The organism is Maribacter sp. (assembly GCF_039974175.1).
Lineage (GTDB): Bacteria > Bacteroidota > Bacteroidia > Flavobacteriales > Flavobacteriaceae > Maribacter_C.
Genome location: NZ_JBDWJN010000003.1, coordinates 1 through 18458 on the forward strand (window position 1 = coordinate 1; position 18458 = coordinate 18458).

13 protein-coding genes and 2 pseudogenes are annotated in these 18458 nt (G+C 36.8%); 4 read left to right on the forward strand and 11 right to left on the reverse strand.

Features of this window, described 5'->3' with window-relative positions; genetic code table 11:
- From ABJN95_RS01110 to gmd, 11 genes and pseudogenes are all read right to left on the reverse strand, one after another.
- Window positions 1–410: pseudogene (locus tag ABJN95_RS01110) on the reverse strand (hypothetical protein); the annotation flags it as partial.
- 219 nt (window positions 411–629) lie between these two features.
- The gene (locus ABJN95_RS01115; RefSeq protein WP_348368144.1) at window positions 630–1385 is read right to left on the reverse strand and encodes a glycosyltransferase family 2 protein; all 756 of its coding nucleotides are present in this window, start codon (window positions 1383–1385) and stop codon (window positions 630–632) included.
- A gap of 155 nt (window positions 1386–1540) precedes the next feature.
- Window positions 1541–1750: pseudogene (locus ABJN95_RS01120) on the reverse strand (CatB-related O-acetyltransferase); the annotation flags it as partial.
- Between the two features lie 299 nt (window positions 1751–2049).
- Window positions 2050–3174: a glycosyltransferase gene (locus tag ABJN95_RS01125; RefSeq protein WP_348368145.1), complete on the reverse strand. Its 1125-nt coding sequence runs from the start codon at window positions 3172–3174 to the stop codon at window positions 2050–2052.
- A 45-nt stretch (window positions 3175–3219) separates the two neighbouring features.
- Complete coding sequence (locus tag ABJN95_RS01130; protein ID WP_348368146.1) at window positions 3220–4458, reverse strand: O-antigen ligase family protein; 1239 nt, start codon at window positions 4456–4458, stop codon at window positions 3220–3222.
- 68 nt (window positions 4459–4526) lie between these two features.
- Window positions 4527–5696, reverse strand: coding sequence for a glycosyltransferase (locus ABJN95_RS01135; protein ID WP_348368147.1), 1170 nt, complete (start codon window positions 5694–5696; stop codon window positions 4527–4529).
- A 3-nt stretch (window positions 5697–5699) separates the two neighbouring features.
- The gene (locus ABJN95_RS01140; protein WP_348368148.1) at window positions 5700–6113 is read right to left on the reverse strand and encodes an acyltransferase; all 414 of its coding nucleotides are present in this window, start codon (window positions 6111–6113) and stop codon (window positions 5700–5702) included.
- Between the two features lie 176 nt (window positions 6114–6289).
- Window positions 6290–7420 (reverse strand): glycosyltransferase family 4 protein, encoded by a 1131-nt coding sequence (locus ABJN95_RS01145; protein WP_348368149.1) that lies wholly within the window; start codon window positions 7418–7420, stop codon window positions 6290–6292.
- 18 nt (window positions 7421–7438) lie between these two features.
- Window positions 7439–8983, reverse strand: coding sequence for an oligosaccharide flippase family protein (locus ABJN95_RS01150; protein ID WP_348368150.1), 1545 nt, complete (start codon window positions 8981–8983; stop codon window positions 7439–7441).
- A 29-nt stretch (window positions 8984–9012) separates the two neighbouring features.
- Window positions 9013–10107: a GDP-L-fucose synthase gene (locus tag ABJN95_RS01155; RefSeq protein ID WP_348368151.1), complete on the reverse strand. Its 1095-nt coding sequence runs from the start codon at window positions 10105–10107 to the stop codon at window positions 9013–9015.
- Window position 10108: 1 nt separating this feature from the next.
- A complete protein-coding gene (gene gmd / locus ABJN95_RS01160) occupies window positions 10109–11221 on the reverse strand; it encodes a GDP-mannose 4,6-dehydratase (RefSeq protein WP_348368152.1) in 1113 nt (370 codons plus the stop codon).
- A 488-nt stretch (window positions 11222–11709) separates the two neighbouring features.
- On the opposite strand from gmd, the gene ABJN95_RS01165 reads away from it, so the two are divergent.
- The 4 genes from ABJN95_RS01165 (at window position 11710) to ABJN95_RS01180 (ending at window position 18434) form a co-directional block, all read left to right on the forward strand.
- The gene (locus tag ABJN95_RS01165; RefSeq protein ID WP_348368153.1) at window positions 11710–13674 is read left to right on the forward strand and encodes a polysaccharide biosynthesis protein; all 1965 of its coding nucleotides are present in this window, start codon (window positions 11710–11712) and stop codon (window positions 13672–13674) included.
- A 145-nt stretch (window positions 13675–13819) separates the two neighbouring features.
- Window positions 13820–16159 (forward strand): polysaccharide biosynthesis tyrosine autokinase, encoded by a 2340-nt coding sequence (locus ABJN95_RS01170; RefSeq protein ID WP_348368154.1) that lies wholly within the window; start codon window positions 13820–13822, stop codon window positions 16157–16159.
- A 332-nt stretch (window positions 16160–16491) separates the two neighbouring features.
- Window positions 16492–17127, forward strand: coding sequence for an ElyC/SanA/YdcF family protein (locus ABJN95_RS01175; RefSeq protein WP_348368155.1), 636 nt, complete (start codon window positions 16492–16494; stop codon window positions 17125–17127).
- 53 nt (window positions 17128–17180) lie between these two features.
- Window positions 17181–18434: a divalent metal cation transporter gene (locus tag ABJN95_RS01180; protein WP_348368156.1), complete on the forward strand. Its 1254-nt coding sequence runs from the start codon at window positions 17181–17183 to the stop codon at window positions 18432–18434.
- Window positions 18435–18458 lie beyond the last annotated feature (24 nt).

Sequence of the window (18458 nt, forward strand, 5' to 3'; positions counted from 1 at the left end):
CCGATAAAACGAATAGGATTACTTGAAGTACCTCCATTACCAGGCTGTAACCTAACGTTACCATAGTCGCCAGCCTTAATAAATACATGGTCACCAGCTTGCGCATTGGTAAAAGCATATTCTATACTCCAGGCTGTCGACAGCGATAGACCATCATTACTAGAAGAACCATTCGTAGCTACATAATAACTGCCTTCAGGTACCACATACTCATTTTCTTCACTCTCTTCTTCACTCTCTTCTTCACTCTCTTCGTCCTCTTGCTCCGTATCTTCCTCATCAAGCTGAGCCACCACATCTTCGGCATCTTCAGTTTTGGTAGTTGCAGGTTCTTTTTCACATGCAAGTTGAATTAAAAAGAGGATAAGGGCCAAAAAGGTAGTCGTCATTTTACTAAAATAATTTTTCATAAGCACTAGGTTTGAATAGATACCCATGAATTGACTAACGAATTGGTATGGATCAATGCGTCGTATGTAGAATGAATTCCGGGTAATAAAAGGTATACGCCAATTCCGAAAATTTAGTTTACCCGAAGGCGGATTTTCGATGAAATACGCTTTACATCAATGTTTTAAGGTATTTCAACGAGTTTAATTTCTAAAATTCATAGAATTAAAGTTCAAAAACTAGCGATTTGGTTTGAAATATTGAAGTATTTTTGGCAATAGTCTATAGCATGGATACAACACTGAGTTTACTTCCAAATTGTTCACTTTGAAGGCACGTAAACATTCGAAATTACCTTCTTTGATATTTTTTAAACTCTGATTGGTTGCACCTCCTAACCTCATTTTTACTAACGATTCTTCTAAATAAAAAGTGGAAATCTTATACCTTTCCAAAAAACGAAGCATAATTTCGAAATCTGCAGCCAATCTAAAATCTAAATTAAAAAGCCCGTATTGTTCATAGACTTCTCGGCGAACATAGAAGGTTGGATGTGCAGGATGCCAACCTTGTCTAAATTTTCTTTGTTTTCCAGTCTTCCATCTTCTCACGATTTTGTTGGTATCAAATTGAGCAACATAAAAGAGGTCAGCATAAACCGAATCTAGTTCTGGTTGCCGGGTAAAGATTTTTGCCACTTTCTCCAAGGCAAGGTCATCACAGAACAAATCATCAGAATTAATTAGTGCGATAACGTCACCTGTGGCCATGCGCACCCCTTTATTCATAGCATCGTACAAACCACTATCTGGTTCGGAAACCCACTTTGATACAAAGGTCTCATAACGCTTGATAATTTCAACAGAGCCATCTGTAGAGCCACCATCGATGATAATATATTCAATGTGCTGATACGTCTGCTTTTTTACAGATTTTATGGTCACTTCTAAAGTGTCAGCACTATTATAGCAAACTGTTATAACAGAAATTTTCATTGGCCGTTTTTCATTTTGTATAATTATCCCTAGGAGATTGTATGTCAAGTACGATTTTGGTACTCCTTTACCGCCTCAAGTAAAAGATCTATAGTACCGCCGTCAAGCGGTTTGGAAAAAACTTCTTTCACATGTTTTTGCTTGAAAAAAGCGAAAGGCAAATTCCACCATTGAAGTAGGTTCAATTTATTGATTATTTCGTCTGAAAATCGTTTCTTAATTTCCTTTGCGGGAACTCCTCCTACAATACTGTAGGGTTCAATATCTTTAGTTACTATACTATTTGCTCCAACAATAGCACCATCACCGATACTGATTCCATCAAGAATTACTACGTTGGCACCGATCCATACATCATTTCCGAGATATACTTTTTCATGTTCTACAAAGGCAGGAGCGTCGACCGTGCTGTTACCAAGCGGGTTTTTGGGAGCGTAAAACATAGGGCTTGTTGAAATAAAATTGGTGGGATGCTTTCCTAAACCAATTTTCACTCCACTGGCAATAGAACAATATTTCCCTATTTCACAGCAGTTTATAGTACAATTAAAACTCACATAAGTATAATCATCAATTTTAGAATTACTTATTTTAGAAAACGCATATATTTTGGCGAATTTAGAGATCTTGGAATTTCTCCTAATATGTAAGGAATTACGTAGTTTCATACAACACTGTCGAATATTTTCTTTTGTACATATGGGTTATAGTAATTGTCGATTACATTATTGCAATCTTTTTCAATAAGCGATTTATCTTTTTCCAAAAGCCATTTGAGGGTGATATTTTTCATGCTTTCTAAATCTTCATACTCAAAGAAATCTCCTGTTTTATCAGGTATAATCGCCTCAAACTCGGGCCCTTGTTTATCAAATCTATTGTGCGTAACAACAGGTATTCCATAAGTCAAAGCATGAATTGCAGTCAGCCCTACTTCGCCGGGAGAAACAATCACCTTCATAGTTTGCATTAACTTATATATCATTACTTCGTCATAACAAGGTCCATAAAATAAGGTATAATCTTCAAGCTCGAGTTCTTGAGCCTTCTTTTTTAGCATTTCTTCTTGTTCCCCGCCCCCTATAATCAGCAGGTTGATCTTTTGATCACCCTTGTTTATTTGTTGCAACATTTCTAGCAGCATCCCTATCTTTTTTGTTGGTGTAATGCGACCAATAAAACCAATTGTTGGAAGGTTTGGGTTTTTGAACAATTCCGTTATGCTATCATTTTGATATTTGGCTTTTATGTGAAGTTGATTATCATAATCTAGCGAGTTATATACTAACTTAATTCTGGAAGCTTCAAAACCTTTCGAAATCAAAATATCCTTTGCCCTTTGTCCATAGACAAGAATTTCATCTGCTAGTCTATAAAACAGTGTTCTTATAAAACCCTTGAGATTATTCTCTTCCTTCAGAAAACCATGGGTCCAAAAAATTACTTTTTTTCCGGTCATTTTTGCTAGAATTGCCCCAATCCAAGTGCTTAAGTAATACATTACGCCTAGATAAACAATGGTGTCGTACTTTCTAGATAAGCTCAATTTTAATACAGAAAACTGAATTAGAAAAGGTTTTGACAACCACCAATTCTTTATAAGTATCCATTTTATACCGCCTTCTGAAACCGGCATCTCAGCCAATTTTACATCAGCCTTCTTTATACTAATTTCCGATTTGGTTCCTGAACAAAACGTATAACTGGGTGAATCACTTCTTGACAAGATCCGATACAACGGCAACCTGTAGTGTGCAATATAATGGTATACTATAAGTACATTTTTCATTTTACATTCCTTAATTAACATCCATCCGATTCATAGTACGGCCAACTATTTTCTCAGCTCAAGCTCGCTATCCATTTTTTCATGTTTTTTCTTGCCTTGGGCAGCGAGAATTATTCCTAAAGGGAAAAAAACCAAGGTAGATTGGTACAAGGCCGCTGAAAAGAAGTATTGACAAAAACCTTGTAAAAAAATGATTGCCACCCATAAATAGTCACTATCTAATTTGGGCAGGTATGAAATTCTAATAAATCCTTTGACAAATAGTATTGATATGATCAATAACCCTATAAGACCTGTAGCCATAAGAATTTCTAAAATCATGTTATGCGGATAGAACCCAATTTCAATTCTGCCCCCAACTATCGGGTTGGCAATAAACTCACTAAAAGCATTAGACCATAATTCTTCACGCCCAGTAGAGCCGCCACCAATGGCACTAGTTGTCCTTTCAATTATTGAGCTGCCAGATACTGCTACACTCCAAATAAAAATAGGAATAAACCCGATTACAAGAATTACCCATTTTATTTTCATTTTGTAATTTGACTGAATAACCAGATACAAAATACTAACCGCTAGACCCAACAAAGATCCCCTTGAAGCGCCCAACAAAAACATTACAAGTGAAAGTCCAATAGTTAGCAAAAGGTAGATGCGATATGTCTTCAATTTTCGATTACTGTAGAGTAGTTGGTAAACACACAGCACTATGGTAAGAACACTTGCATAGGAAAGTGATAAGGGGCTCAGGCTTTCAAAATCTGGGTTTTGATATATGTATAGATTTATTCTAGAAACACCTGCCATTAGAATATCTTTATAAAGATATAGGGTAGTAACGCCCATAGCAAAACCCGAAAAAATCAAGGCATCGATTATGGTTTTTTTATGTTTGGCGAATGAAATTCTACCAAACATATAAAAAGGGAGGATGGCAAAATTGATTGCATAAAAGATATATTCGAACCATGCTGACCTTAGCGGTTCACCACTATTCCAGTGCCAGAATATTTTTAAAAAATAGAATGACCAAAACAGTAAAAAAATAAAATTAACGACTTGAAGCTTTTGTTGTGGTTCTCTTTTTTTCAAAAAAGTTAGGGCAATTACTACCAGCATCAAGGTAGTGGTTAACAAACGCATAGGAACTGTTACCAAGCGACTGCCACCAGATCCAAAAAAGGTAATTGCCAATGCCAACACTGCATAAAACCCACTAAAAAGAAAGAAGGATATGGCGTAAACGCACTTGCTGAAAAATTTGTCTAACAGTTCTGCTTTCACCCTTTTTAAATGTTTTGCAATCTATGTATCATCTTGTTCATAATTGGTTAAACTTTCTTAAGAGATCTTTATTCCAATTGCGCTAACAACTGTGTCGAAAATTCATTAGTGGTATGTCTCTTAAGGTAAGTTTCATATGCCAAATCAGTGGTCCTAATATCACGTATTTTAAGAAATGCCTTTGCGACAGTCATTGGTTTTACTTCCTCAAGTAAAATTCCAAAGTTATTTTCTTCTACAAGTTCCTTTAGCAGACCCTTACCAGTTGTTATCACAGGTTTTTTAGCTGCGATTGCGTGCCCTAGAATACCACTAGAAGCTTCGGGGTTTTTATACGGCATCAACACTGCTGAACATTGTAAAAATAGGCTTTTCATGGTCTGGTTGGAAACAAAACTATTCTCCCAAATAATTTGAACATCTGAGCGTTTTCGGTTGCTTAGAATCTGTGCTGAAATTTGCTGTTCAGTAGTTTTGTTTTCAGGCTTTCCAACCAATAGTATCGTAACTTTTCTTTGATGGGCCTTGGGAAGCAATGATGCCGCCTCTAAAACCTCAAAAGTGCCTTTTCTTGAAGCTAAAGAGCCAAAATGGAGAAAAATTTCGTTCTCAGGCCTTATGTCATAAGTACTATGAATGTCAAAGTCTTTAAGAGGGGATAAATTGGGGATGGGATCATACAAAACACTAAATACTTTTGTATTGAACTTTTTATTGAATCCAAGCACGGCATCTAAATCATTCAGAACAAAAACCTTATCAATAGCTGGATTCATACAATACAACTTGGTAACCCAATACTTACGATAATATGTTAGCCTTTCACTCCAAGTTTTTGGAGTCATTCTTAAAAACTGATTAAAAAGGATACCTCTGATTTTGAATCGCGATCTTTTCAAGGCTAAAGCCAGTTGAAAGGTATTAAAGTGCATTAGATAAACCATATCCGCCCGAAGTCTTTCCGCGAAATTCTCAACCAAATGATATTCTTCAAAAGACTTCTTTGCAATGGATAATGTCTCCAACGATGTTATATGCTCACGTTGTATTTGATGCCAATTAATGTCTTTACTTTTATTTGCATTTTCAACAATATTCGGAAATCGATTCTCGAAATCAGGATGAACAACAAAATGGTAAGTATGGTCATCTGGGTTGCGCAATAAATGTGCTACCATATGATCGATATACTCAGAATGGTGACCCGTAATCTCTGATTCAAAAAAGAGAACATTCATGGGCTAGTGTTGAATTTTTTTTAAGAACAGGGCTGGATTTCCACCCCAAATTTCATCAGCGGGTATCGATTTGGTTACCACACTTCCTGCAGCGACAATAGACCGGTCACCAATACTTGTGCCTTTAGAAATAATACTTCTCGTACCTATAAAAACATCGTTACCAATGGTGATGGGAAGCACTTTTGCATCAGAGGCATCTGTGCGAAAATCTCTCCGATTCATGTAATTTAGAGAGTGCATATCTGAATCTAAGATCATAACATCTGCACCTATCATAACGTTATCGCCGATATCAATTTGACCCTTGGCCCATAAAACAACACAACTCATTCCAACCTGATTACCAATTCGTATTTTTGCTCCATTATCTATGCGAATTGCCGATTTAATATTTCTTCCTAGTGGATTAACCATACCACCACTAGTAAGGGTAAAATTATCACCTATTTCGAGTTTAGAATTGGTTCCTATAACTACTTCAACACTTCCATAACATCGGAGTTTTGAGCCAAACCTAATTTTTTTGTTCGCAGAAAACTTTAACAAATTATAAACTATAAAGAAATATATCCTCAGCTTTTTTAGCATAGCTATTTTATAAAATTCGTGTAAAACTCATAGGTGCGTTTTAAATTTTTATCAGGGTCGAAATTTTCTTTTGCAAATTTAAATGCCTCTAAACCCATTGATTTTCTTAAGCCTTCATCTTCTAACAAGCGTAAACATGATTTTTTAAAATCATCCTTCGTTTCGTACAGAAAACCGGTTACTTGATTTTTGATAAGCTCATTTACTCCTCCTATGTTTGACCCGATACTGGGCTTACCATAGGCAGCAGATTCTATTACTCCCCGCGCAAAATGTGGTAGTGTAAAAGGACAAACAAAAACATCTGAAGCCCTTAATAGTTCATCAACATCAGATCTGAATTTTAAAATATGAATGTTTTGGTGCCCTGTAGAGACTAAATGTTCTTCGCTATTTGCTCCTACAAGCACAAAATGGGCATCGGTTCTTGTATGAAGAACATCTTTAGCCATTTCAATCAATTCCATCCAACCATTGCTTGCAGAAAATCGCGCAAGATAAAGAAATAGGGTATCTGATTTACTTATTCCAAGTTCTCTTCGAAACGGGCTTTCAAGATTCGTTGGTTCTAGATCAAACTTTTCTACAAAATTATAAATCACGGCATATGGCTTATCGGTATTTTCTGGTAACTGTAGCGAGTCTAAATCAAACTGGCTAATGGCAATGAACCCAGATACGAAAATTTTACAAAAAAAGCGCAGTGGCCAGCCTTCCCAGCCTTTTCTGATAGGTTCTCTTACATGACAAATGGTTTTAACTCCACAGAGATAGGCAGCTATAGCAAAGGCAAAAATACACGAAGAATTAATGTGGATAAGGTCTGGCTTAATACGTTTAATGTGTCTATACGCTAAGAAAATACTTGGAAGTAGAAAAAACCAGCCATAGAGATAATGATACAAATTACTCTCAACAACGTAAGAGCCATTGAACGGTCTTATTCCCTTTTTAGGCACCGTTAGCTCACAGGGTAATGTTTCAAAAAACGCATTGATTGGACCCTGAGCTATATTTAGCAAATGCGCATCATATTTGTCTTGATCGAGACCTTTTATAATATAACTCATGCTTTTCGGCGCTCCTCCAAAACCACCGGCATGATGTGCAAACAATATTTTTTTCTTGCTCATTGTTATTGATTTTGAAATCTATGCTTTCCTATTTTGAAACATCGTTCGTACTTTCTCCTTTATGTAAATCTTGTTTTTCTTTTCCAAGGTAATCTGATAAATTAAAAATAAATAGCAGAAAATACTACCTAGAACGCCAATTAGTTTAGTTAAGGGGTTTTCAATAAATCTAGCAATTCCATAGTTTAGGAATATATACACCAATATGGAGATAAAAATTGGCTTAAAAACCATATTGTAGTATTCATTTACGGTAGCTACTTTCTTTGACACCACATAAAAGATTCTGAATAACAAGGTCAAAACCTCTATTACTACTAGGCTGCAAAAAACATAAAAAACCGCATTTGGTGTATCTAGGTATAGAATAACAATCGCAGCAGGTACCGCCATAATTTTAATACTACTTAGAACTATAGAATAGGTTTTAATTTTTCCGATAGCATACACAATAGTCTCTAAGCCTGACGTAAGCTGATTCAATATAACCGTAATTAACATAATAATAGCTATCATAGAGGTATATTCAGGAATTTCCTTTAACCAAAATTTTAGCAAAATATCAATATGAAATATTATCGGTATTGCACATAAACTAATTAGGAGCGCGCCGTATCTTGAACCCAAAAGACCCAGTCGAACCATCGATTTTCGATTGTTACCTCCTTCATTCTTAATAATCTGAGGATTGACGGCCTGAAATAACGTATTGCTGAAAAAACGAGCCTGATTAGATATTTGGGCACCAATAGCATAGGAAGCATTTATACGTGTGCCTAAAAAGGCGTTTAATACTAGTGCTAAACCACTATTTCGAGCGATATACCCTAAAACGTTAAGTAAATTCCAGCTAGCGAATGAAGCCTGTTCTTTAATTTTTTCCTTGTTAAACTCCTTAAAAACGTTCGCCACGTTAGTAGCACGATATTTTTTTCGCACATAGATCTGCAAAATAATACGGTTAGTTAATGAAGATGCCATTAAAAGGAAGCCATAGGTGATTAATTTATCAAAAGACAGGTTCTGAAAATACAACAAGCCAAGAGCTATACTAAGTTTTACCACTGCATCAAACAGATTCAAAATAGCAATAAACAGCATATTCTCATGGGCAAATAGCAATGCGTCATAAGGCACCGAAATGATGGTTAACAAGGTCGCTATAATAGAGAATTGCAATAGCAAATTTGCAGCAAATAATCTTTCAGGGTCTACATTTAGAATGTTATTTACATAGTATACCCCAGCAAGCTCGAGACCAATCAATAAGACGAAGGCCAATGCAGCGTGAATAATAATGCTGTTGGCGAATACTTTTTTAACCTCTTCAATATCCTTTGATCCTATATGAAAGGACAAAAATCGCTGTGTTGCTTGGGCCAAGGCAGTGTTTAAAAAGGTTACCATAGCCACAATACCAGCTATTACATTGAACAATCCAAAATCTTTAACTCCAAGCACCTGAAGGGTAATACGTGTGGTATAAAAGGCCAGGAAGATCGTAATGATAAAACGCAGATAAGTTATTCCTGTATTGAAGATTATCCTTTGAGATGCTTCCATAAACTTATGCCGTTATAACTATTGACCGTCTATTTTATAAAGGTTTCCTGATACCAACCATAATTCTTTTCAATACCCTCCCTAAGATCAATCTTGTGTCTCCAACCTAAATCATGCAATTTGGTAACATCTGTCAGTTTTTTCATAGTGCCATCTGGCTTCTCGGTATTGAATTTTAGTTCGCCTTCAAATCCAACTATTTCCTTAATCGTTTCAGCAAGATCTTTAATAGAAATATCAATCCCAGTGCCTATGTTAATATGGGTATTTCGAATTTCTCTTTGACCAAACTCATGGGTATCTTTAAAATCGCGATGCTTCATGAGGAAGACGCATGCATCAGCCATGTCTTCAGACCAGAGAAACTCGCGCATAGGCTTACCACTTCCCCATATTTCAACTGATAGCGTATCTCGCGTTTTCGTAATCCCGTAACTCTCTAAAACGGCAATTATTTTTGCTTCTGTTGCTTGACCATCCACTCCATTGATTGGCAAGTTATTCAAGTCGCTACGCACTGTACTCCAGTCATTCATTTGCAGTGCTTTTCCCAGATGCATTTTTCGAATAAGTGCGGGAAGAACATGCGATTTTTCCAAGTCAAAATTGTCGTTTGGGCCATATAAATTTGTAGGCATTACGGAAATAAAATTAGTTCCGTATTGCAGATTATAGCTCTCACAAAGTTTGATGCCCGCAATCTTTGCGACAGCATAAGGCTCGTTGGTGTATTCTAGTATATCAGTGAGCAAGTAATCTTCCTTCATAGGCTGCGAACACTCTTTTGGATAAATACAGGTGCTACCTAAAAAGAGTAGTTTTTTGATATTATTCAAATAACTTTGATGTATCACATTGTTCTGAATCATCAAATTATCGTAAATAAATTCGCCTCTGTAGGTAGTGTTGGCCACTATACCACCTACTTTCGCAGCGGCCAAGAATACATATTCAGGTTTTTCCTTTTTGAAAAAATTAGCTACTTCTTGAGTATCGGTAAGGTCTAGCTCTGCATGGGTCTTTAAAACGAAATTATGGAAACCGTCAGCTCTGAGGTTTTTTAAAATAGCGCTTCCTACCAATCCCCTATGACCTGCGATGTAAATTTTGGCGTTCTTTTGCATCTTATTCAAAATAATTCATCGTACGATACCCACCTTGTTTTAGATAAGTGTCTTTTTTCATTAACTTCAAATCACTTTGCATCATATCTTTTACCAACGCCTCCAAATCATATTCGGGGGTCCATCCAAGTTTTTGATTTGCCTTAGTAGGGTCTCCTATTAAAAGATCAACCTCAGTAGGTCTAAAATAACGCGGGTCTACTGCGACAACCTCCTTGCCAACCTCCACTTGATAGTTTGCGTTAGTAGAAGATTTGACATATCCTTTCTCATTTTCTCCCACACCCTTAAATTCAAGTTCGACCCCAACCTGAGCAAAACTCATCTTTACAAAATCTCTTACTGTAGTTGTTTTACCAGTAGCGATCACCCAGTCTTCTGGCTCGTCGGCTTGCAGAATCATCCACATCATTCGAACGTAATCTTTGGCGTGGCCCCAATCTCTTTTAGCATCTAGGTTACCCAAGTATATCTTATCTTGTAATCCTAGTGCAATCCTTGAGGTTGCCCGGGTTATTTTTCTTGTCACGAAAGTTTCGCCCCGTATCGGGGATTCATGATTAAATAAAATACCATTACAGGCAAACATTTTATAAGCCTCACGATAATTGACCGTAATCCAGTATGCATACATTTTTGCGACTGCATAGGGACTTCTCGGATAAAAAGGCGTAGTCTCCGATTGTGGCACTTCTTGAACTTTTCCGTACAACTCGGATGTTGAGGCCTGATAAATTCTAGTTTTCTTCTCCAATCCTAAAAGACGCACAGCATCTAGTATCCGAAGTGTACCAATGCCATCTGCATTGGCCGTATACTCTGGTGTCTCGAAAGAGACGGCAACATGGCTCATTGCTGCCAAGTTATAAATTTCATCAGGTTGTATCTCTTGTATTAAGCGAATGAGATTCGTGCTATCAGTCATATCGCCATAGTGGAGATGCAGGTTCCTATTCTCAACGTGAGGATCTTGATACAAGTGATCAATGCGATCTGTGTTAAACAATGATGAACGTCTCTTTAGGCCGTGAACCTGATAGTTTTTTTTAAGCAAAAATTCTGCAAGATATGCTCCGTCTTGACCTGTTATTCCCGTAATAAGGCATTTTTTCATTCGGTGAGTGTTTTTAATTTGGTATGCTTACATTTTTGGCAAATATTAATGATAAAATTTTGAACAGCCTTAAAACCCAGGTAATAATCTTTGAAAAGACCAAAACAATAGATTAAATAAGGATTCGTAATTATAGTTTAGGGTTATTACGCACTATTTCTGAACTGCAAAGGTGAAGAATTGGTGGTTGATTGCAAGTTGAGGTGTTTTAGTAAACAAACCCATTTTTATGCAAACTTTAATATGCAAAAATATACAATTGTTGCATTTCATCGATTTTTCACTTAGTACGACGAATTATACACAATAAACTTTTGTTGTAGCTTTGTAGTGAGTAAATTCAATCTATAAACCAAACCATACTGCTACTGTAAACATATAATTGTCCTAATACCTACTCTTTCTAGGATTTTTACCTTTTTCGTTTTCAGCGGTTAACATCACCCCCGATATAATTGATAAAAGATTTTTTAGCGAAAGATATCGAGATGACCAAAAAAAGCCAAAAACGCAGAAACCAAAGACTTAACTCTATTGGTTTAATATTCCTTATTGATATCACTTTAACTGCAATCTCTTTTATAGCTTCCTATAAGATTTGTACCACTATATGGCCTGAGCTTAGCGAACAGAGAATTCTGATACAACTTCCTGTAATCATTGCTATTACTTCATTGATATTCTTGCTCATTGGACACAGCAAAGGGGTAGTAAAATATAGTAGAACTAAAGAAGTATATTCGATTTTTAATGCGATTTGCTTAGCCAATATCTTGACCATCGTTCTGGTGGTTGTTCATAGCAAAGTTGTTACCAATAATGAGAATAGTTTTTTAATACCTGTGTCGATAATTATCGTACATAGTTTATTGAGCTTTATTTCCCTTCTTTTATCGCGGTTTTTATTCAAAGCTTTTCATGATTCCTTGAAAGACGAGCCAGTTCAACTCGCAAGAATACTTCTTAGTGGACAGATTAAAGATGCCAAAAAAATAATTAGTGCCTTTGAACAATCAAGTTTGACCGCCGGGGAATATGATATTGTTGGGTTTGTAAACTTAGATGAAAAACCAACCGATCTAACTTCACTTGGCTCTGTTTGGATAGTTGATAAGGATAAGTTGAATAACCAGCTCATCAGAGAGCATAATATAACGGAGTATGTAATAACCAAGTCTGGCAATTTTGATGAGAAAACAAGTCGATTTTTGACCAAAGTTTCAACGCTTCCTGTGAAAATCAGGGTTGCACAACTACCCCATAATCAAATCGACACAGAGGAAGGTACTTCGGAGATTAAGGCTATTAACAACCTAAAATTAACAGACCTATTTACCCCAAATTCTCAAGACTTTGAAAAACCAAAAGAAGATGTTTCTTCGTATTTTACAGGTAAAAAAATATTAGTAATAGGGGCAGCAGGATGTGTTGGCAGGGCACTGGTCAAAAAGTTGGCAGGATACAAATCTAACAGTATTTTGCTTCTCGATAAGGCAGAGGATTCCTTGTTTGGTTTTGAACAAGAATTGGCTATACAAAAAGTCGTCAATACGAAAACACTTTTGGGCGATATATTGGATAAGAATCGACTAGAAAACGTTTTTAAAGAGTTCTCGCCAGATATTGTTTTGAATGCCGCTGGCTATAAAATTTTCGATTTCACCAAGGATAACCTGTATGAAGCACTTAGACTTAATATTCTTGGAAATAAACTTGTTGCCGATATGGCTGTCAAACATGGGGTTCAAAAATATATCAATTTATCAAGAAGCTTCCCAATTAAATACTGTACGTACACGCGTGCAACAGAACGGGTTGGAGAGATCTATTTGAATTGCCTAAATGCCGAATCAAAAACCGAGTTTGTAAATATTCGTTTTGGCAATGTGTTAGAATCGAAGTCTTCGGTGATGAACGTTTTTAAAAGTCAACTTGACAATGGGGGCCCGATAAAAATTTCATCAAAAGAGGCAACAATTAGCTTTATATCAGTTGAAGAGTTGTCTCATCTTATCATCGAGGCAATTTTTCATGGTAAAGGAGGTGATATTTTTAAGGTAAAAATGGGCGACCCTATAAAAGAGTTTGACTTAGCAAAACAGATACGAACACTTTCTCATTCACATGTCGCCAATCATATCGATATTATCGAGGCCAAAAATCTTAACGAAGCGGAACCACTATGCGAACTTGCTTCAAGCAAGATAAGTGCTGTGGAGTTTAAGCTAAACAAAAAACTCCAGTATATTAGAGAGGACGAATTCGATACACAACGTATGAAGAATAAGATTAATACACTCTGCATAGCAAACATGTTCTTTGATGAAAACATTACGGACTTAATGGATCAAATACTTCAGTATGATACGAGTTCAAGCGATAAAAATTTTGCTGCGGACAGTGCTTCTCACGCGAACGTCTTAGAACGAAAAATAAATCCACTTGCCGTTTAACCACAACAAGATACCGAGATTTCCCATTCGGATTTTCTTTTCAGCTAATTAGATAGTATTTTTACACTTTAAGAATACCCCCATTTTTTTCCTACTACTAATATTGATTTGATGTCATAACTGCAAGAAAGTAGTTTTAAAATTTATGGAAGATAATTTAGCAGGGCGATTGTCCGATTTGCCCGATTACAGAGAAGTAATATCGAAGTATACAAAACAATGGCTCTGGTTTGTTCTGGCAATTTGCTTAGCATTGATATCAGCGTATTTGTATATTCGATATACCAATCCAACATATCAGGCAAAAGCCAAAATACAGATTATTGATGAAGAAGGTGCTGGTTCCGAACTAGGTCTTTTTAGGGATATCGACCTCTTAGCTGGAGGTGAAAACAAAGTGGAAGATGAGATTGAGATTATTAATGCCAGATCCAATTTTATAGAAGTTGTAGAAAAGCTCAATCTTAATGTGAAGATTGTTGCCATAGGAAAAATTAAAAACAGGGAGCTCTATTCAAATTCCCCTGTACAAATCAGCTTTATCTCGCCCGATTCATTAATCAATGATAAAACAGCAGATTTTTATATAAAACTTACCTCAGAAACTTCTTATTCCTATAGGGAAACAGAGGAAGCGCCGTACCAAGTGGTTGAGTTTGGAAAGAATGTAATGACATCACTTGGAGAAGTGGTCATTACACCCAAGTTAACATATTTCAATAGGCGTAAAGGAGAAGAGCTAAAAATTCAGGTAAGACCCGTGGTGACCATTGCGGAGATATATCGTACGATGACCGTTATACAACCGGCAGATAAGGTTTCGAATATTCTTTATCTCACTTTAAACGATCCTGTAGAGGAGAAAGCTATTGATATATTAAATGAGCTAATTCAAATCTATAACCAAAACGCGGTCTCCGATAGAAAAGAAATTGCTGATAAAACTTCAACATTTATTGAAGATAGAATCAAGTTTATTTATGAAAATCTTGCTGACGTAGATCAAACAGAAGAAAACTTCAGAACTTCAAGAGGACTTACCAACATCCAATCAGAAGCAGATATTAACCTCAACGTTGGTGCCGCTACCCAACAACAGTTAAACAATACGCGTACAGAATTGAATATCGCAGAAAGCATGCGCGATGTTATCACTGGTGATAGCGGATATGAATTACTTCCGGCAAATATTGGCCTTTCAGACCCAGCAATATCCAACACTACATCAAAATACAACCAGTTGATATCGGAAAGAAACCGTCTTTTGAAAAGTTCGAATGATAAAAACCCAATCATTGTAAATCTCAACCAGGAAATAGATGGATTAAAACAGATCATGGAATCTAGTTTGAGTGGAATGATCAAAAACTTAGATCTTCAGGTTACGGGGCTAAGCAGGCAACAGTCACGAGTAAATTCTAGAATTTACTCAACACCCAAAAATCAAAGGGCTCTACGTGATATTACAAGGCAAAAAGAGACCACAGAGTCGTTATATCTGTACTTGTTGCAAAAGCGCGAGGAAGCACAAATAGCATATGCATCGTCCAAACCAAAGTCGAAAGTTATCGACAGGCCCTATCCAGCAAGTGAATTTCCCATTTCTCCCAAAAAGCCTATTTTATATTTAGGGGCTTTGTTTCTTGGTCTTATTATACCGTTTTCGATCATTTTTATTAATGACATACTAGACAATAAGGTACAGAGTAGATTAAGTTTAGAGAAAATAATAGGTGATATTCCTGTTTTGGGGGAATTGCCGAAAATTAAAAAAGCCAGTCAGAGAATGGTCAAAAAGGATGATCGCTCTCCCTTCGCAGAGTCTTTTCGCATTATCAGCACCAACCTTGACTATATTCTGAAACAGGGCGATTCTGGCAAGCGAAATGTGGTTTTTGTAACTTCAAGCGTTCCTGGTGAAGGAAAAACCTTTGTTGCTTCCAATTTAGCTATGATATTGGCTAGCAATGAGAGCAAAGTGCTATTGCTGGGTGCGGATATAAGAAACCCGCAAATAGACACTTTCTTTTCGACAAAACTCACAAATAGCAATAAAACACAAAAAAATGTATTGGGTTTTACCGATTTTCTCTTTACCGACAAATGGGCTGTTAAGGATATAACAAATGAATTGGAGATTCACTCAAAAACCATTGATATTATCCATTCGGGCAAAATCCCTCCGAATCCGGCTGAATTGTTAAAAAATCCTCGCGTAAAAGAACTCATGGATATTGTGCGAAATAAATACGATTATGTTATCGTAGATACGGCCCCTATGATGTTGGTTTCTGACACCTTGCGTCTAAGTGAATTTGCCGACCATACCATTTATGTGTCCAAGGCCGGATCAACCGAAACCAAGCTACTCGAATACCCAATTAAACTTGTAAAAGAAAAAAAACTAAGAAACCTATCGTTCGTGGTGAATAGTGTTAAGTCAACCAATCTTGGGTATTATGGCAAATATGGTTATGGGTATTAATACAACCAACTTCGCATTAGTTATATTTAGCTTGTAAACCATCTGCACTGACCCGCCACCTCACTTAGGCCAGAAAATATCAGGTCTATCCAAAAAAATGCTCAACGAACCTGTCAGTATTCACTGCTTTGCAATTGAAAAACTGGTGTTTGCTTAAGTTCAAATGCTACATTCAAGGCAAGGTTTCACTCTTTTCTTAGCCTTTTTTAATGTTGTTACTGGCCTACGAAGTGACCATTACGAAGGGAGTTGAAACCATTCCATAATAACGGTTCATTTAGCGTTAAATCGTCACATTTAGCTACCTTTGTTGTACATACCACCTCATATAGATGAAAAGAAAATACATCAAAATAGTTCTGTTTCTTACTAGTATATCATTCATCATAACTTTTCTATGCAACTTCGCCATTAGCTCCGCGGCCCAAGGAAAAACATTCACACGTGTGGAAGAAGTTCCAAAAAACAAAGTAGGCTTGGTTTTAGGTACATCAAATAAGCTCTCGAATGGTCGTCAGAACCCCTACTATTCTTACCGTATAAATGCGACAATAGCGCTCTTTAAATCAGGAAAAATAGAATTCGTCTTAGTAAGCGGAGATAATGCCACTCAATATTACAATGAGCCCACAACGATTAAAAAAGACCTAATTGCAGGAGGTATTCCTCAAGAAAAAATTTTTCTAGACTATGCGGGTTTTCGCACGTTAGATTCCATGGTACGAGCCAAAGAAGTATTCGGACTTGAAAGGGTCACCGTAATTTCTCAAAAATTTCATAACCAAAGAGCCATTTACTTGGCAGAGCGAAAAGGGCTTACCGCTGTCGGTTTTAATGCCACCGATGTGACCGGAAATTCTGGTTTAAAAGTGCATCTCAGAGAATATCTTGCACGTGTAAAAGTCTTTATCGACTTAGTATTCAATACGCAACCCAAATTTTACGGAGAGCGCATTGAAATAAAGTAAGCAGCTTTTCTTTTCAGGAAAATAGCTTACTTTAGGAAGCACAATCAACAAGTATGTCAAAATTCCAAGCCCTTCTCAAAAATCTTGGCCCCGGACTTTTATTTGCCAGTATGGCCATTGGCACCTCCCATTTGGTTCTTTCTACGAAAGCAGGAGCACAATACGGATGGTTAATGGCGATCCCCATCATTTTAGCCAATATTTTTAAGTACCCGTTTTTCGAGTTCGGGGTGCGCTACACCAACGTTACTAACAAAACGCTTATAGAAGGCTATCTAAATAGAGGCAAGGGCTGGCTATGGTTTTATGCTTTTATTACCTTGATTACGACCTTTACAATTCTAGCAGCCTTATATACAGTCACTGCTGGACTTTTCATAAATTTATTTAAAATTTCAAGTGTTTCCATTGCCACAGTAGCACTTGGTCTCTTTGTATTCATCAGCGCTTTGCTAATTATTGGGCGCTATCGGTTTCTGGAAACTTCCCTAAAGTTTGTTGTAACCATACTATTCATAGCACTCTTGGTGACAACAGTTCTTGTTATTAACAAAGGACAGATAGCCCCCGTTGCCAACTTTACTCCTCCCCCAATTTTTAATGATGCCGGCATTCTATTTTTGATAAGTTTAATGGGGTGGATGCCTACCACTGTTGAAGCATCAAGTTGGGTAAGTCTTTGGAGTATTGAGAAATGGAAGACCCTAGAAGCAAAGCCTACGTTGAAACAATCGCTTCAAGAATTCAATATTGGCTATTTCATGACAGCGATTTTAGCGCTGTTTTTCTTAATAATAGGGTCAATGACCCTTTATGGAACTGGCATTGAATTAAGCGGGAATGGTGTAGTTTTTGCCGATCAGGTTGTTTCAATATTTACAACACATATAGGTTCTTGGGCGTATATATTTATCGCGGTTTCGGCCTTTGCGACGATGTTCAGTACCTGTATGACAGCGCACGACGCCGTAACCCGGGTAGGTTTAGATATCATTGATTTACTCTCCCCAAAAGTAAAACTAAAGGGCAAGAAAAGTTTTTTCGCCTTTGGTGTACTCTTGCTTGCAGCTATCAATTTCCTAGTCATCGCGCTTTTCTCAGCCAATATGGGAAAATTGGTTGCCCTAGCTACTTTTGTTTCATTTGTAGTAGCGCCTATTATTGGCTATATGAATCTTAAAAATGTAATGAGCGAAGATTTGTCGGAGGCTTACCAGCCTCAAAAATGGTTACAATATCTCACCTATGCAGGCATTGCTTTTCTCACTTTCTTCTCCATATATTATTTCTACATAGAAGTTTTATAAGTACAAAGAAAAAGCCGCACCCAT

What these genes read in the sequence shown, in the direction of transcription:
- ABJN95_RS01115 (WP_348368144.1), bottom strand. Translation starts at nt 1,385, where the DNA reads ATGAAAATTTCTGTTATAACAGTTTGCTATAATAGTGCTGACACTTTA.
- ABJN95_RS01125 (WP_348368145.1), bottom strand. Translation starts at nt 3,174, where the DNA reads ATGAAAAATGTACTTATAGTATACCATTATATTGCACACTACAGGTTG.
- ABJN95_RS01135 (WP_348368147.1), bottom strand. Translation starts at nt 5,696, where the DNA reads ATGAATGTTCTCTTTTTTGAATCAGAGATTACGGGTCACCATTCTGAG.
- ABJN95_RS01140 (WP_348368148.1), bottom strand. Translation starts at nt 6,113, where the DNA reads ATGGTTAATCCACTAGGAAGAAATATTAAATCGGCAATTCGCATAGAT.
- ABJN95_RS01145 (WP_348368149.1), bottom strand. Translation starts at nt 7,420, where the DNA reads ATGAGCAAGAAAAAAATATTGTTTGCACATCATGCCGGTGGTTTTGGA.
- ABJN95_RS01150 (WP_348368150.1), bottom strand. Translation starts at nt 8,983, where the DNA reads ATGGAAGCATCTCAAAGGATAATCTTCAATACAGGAATAACTTATCTG.
- ABJN95_RS01155 (WP_348368151.1), bottom strand. Translation starts at nt 10,107, where the DNA reads ATGCAAAAGAACGCCAAAATTTACATCGCAGGTCATAGGGGATTGGTA.
- gmd (WP_348368152.1), bottom strand. Translation starts at nt 11,221, where the DNA reads ATGAAAAAATGCCTTATTACGGGAATAACAGGTCAAGACGGAGCATAT.
- ABJN95_RS01165 (WP_348368153.1), top strand. Translation starts at nt 11,710, where the DNA reads ATGACCAAAAAAAGCCAAAAACGCAGAAACCAAAGACTTAACTCTATT.
- ABJN95_RS01170 (WP_348368154.1), top strand. Translation starts at nt 13,820, where the DNA reads ATGGAAGATAATTTAGCAGGGCGATTGTCCGATTTGCCCGATTACAGA.
- ABJN95_RS01175 (WP_348368155.1), top strand. Translation starts at nt 16,492, where the DNA reads ATGAAAAGAAAATACATCAAAATAGTTCTGTTTCTTACTAGTATATCA.
- ABJN95_RS01180 (WP_348368156.1), top strand. Translation starts at nt 17,181, where the DNA reads ATGTCAAAATTCCAAGCCCTTCTCAAAAATCTTGGCCCCGGACTTTTA.